This is a genomic window from Oscillibacter sp. CU971 (assembly GCF_905219725.1).
Taxonomy (GTDB): domain Bacteria; phylum Bacillota; class Clostridia; order Oscillospirales; family Oscillospiraceae; genus Oscillibacter.
Genome location: NZ_CAJMXG010000499.1, coordinates 1 through 1,341 on the forward strand (window position 1 = coordinate 1; position 1,341 = coordinate 1,341).

Below are 1,341 nucleotides of genomic sequence, written 5' to 3' on the forward strand. Positions count from 1 at the left end.
CAGGTGCGCCTGCTGCGCCGCCTTCAGCGTACCGTGGAGCGTGGTGTGGATGCGGCGCACCGTACTGCTGGCCAGACAATCACTCAGCTTCTCGTAGAACCGTTGCACATCCTTCGGTGTAATTCGAGCCAGCTGTTTGTCTCCCAGGTTGGGGCGGATGTGGTTCTCGATGTAGCTGCGATAGTTCCTCAGCGTGTTGGGTCGCAGAGTATCCGCCATGTTCTCCAGCCACTGATTGAGCCATTCACTCAAGGTCATCCTGCTCTGCTCCGTCAGGTCGGCACCCTGGTAGCTGTCGATGTGCTGGCGGAGCTTTGTGGATAGTTCTTTCTGCGTGGGAGCGTAGACGTAGCGGAAGATGGAGTCACCATTTTCCTTGCGGCCTACCACGATGCGTCCTTCCCAGCGACCGTCGTCCCGCTTGCGAACCATACCGTCGCCGGATGGTCTGCGCTTTGCCATGAGTATCATCTCCTTTCTCCGATTCTGCAACACCAACACATACCACACTTCGCGGGGAATAGCTACTACTTTTTTCGAGGACTTTTATTCTTTGTTTTGCGGCGCAGAATTTGAACAGGGTACGGGTGATCACAGACCACCTCTTTGGTAACGGACAGCGTCGTCCAGCGAAATGTTGCCGCTGGTTTTTTTCACGTCTTGGCCGCACCGTCCCCGCAGCGCCTTGAGCTGTTCATCGGGAATCTCCATTCCTGCCACCAGCACATTCATCATCATGTCCAGATCAACCGCCAGCTTGAAGAGCAGACGACAGACGCGGTTCTCCGTATCCTGAACCGTACCGCGCAGGACGGACGCCAGTGCGGGCGGGAGATAAGCGGTGGTATCCTGACCGGAGACGTAGCCGGCGTAGAACCGGATGGCCTTCTCGATGAACTCGTTTTGTGTACGGTAGTTGTCTCGAGGACACATCTCTTTGACGAGTTGTTGTGTCTCAGGGAGAGATTTGCGGTGAGGACTTGATTTCTCTCTCGGCATGNTGCTCCTCCTGAAATTCGCAAATANCCCTGCCTTNNCCCGCCGATTTTGTGGCNGCTGTAAGGACAGAGGAAAAACTGACCCCCGACTTGCCCCCAGGGGGTAAAAAATGACCCCCGCACTGACTCCCGTGAAATTCCGGAAAACCACCTGTGACAGCCACCTTGTGAAAAGGCGGAACATGGCGGTTTTCTCTCTGGATTTGCTGATACTGACCACCTGCCACAGCAAAAAGTTGAAATTCCGACCACCTATTGAAAAGCCCCGACCCGCTCTGCGGGGCGGTGTGGCTGGCCGAGGGGCGCATAAGCGACCCCCGGCCTTTATCCTGCACTTTTTTCG

The 1,341-nt window shown here is 55.8% G+C and carries 2 protein-coding genes; both read right to left on the bottom strand.

The window, feature by feature from the left end; all coding sequences use genetic code 11:
- The coding region (locus JX325_RS16910; RefSeq protein ID WP_204792183.1) for an N-terminal phage integrase SAM-like domain-containing protein at window positions 1-462 on the bottom strand (462 nt) is incomplete at its 3' end.
- A gap of 129 nt (window positions 463-591) precedes the next feature.
- Complete coding sequence (locus JX325_RS16915; RefSeq protein WP_204792182.1) at window positions 592-999, bottom strand: hypothetical protein; 408 nt, start codon at window positions 997-999, stop codon at window positions 592-594.
- Window positions 1,000-1,341: the final 342 nt, after the last annotated feature.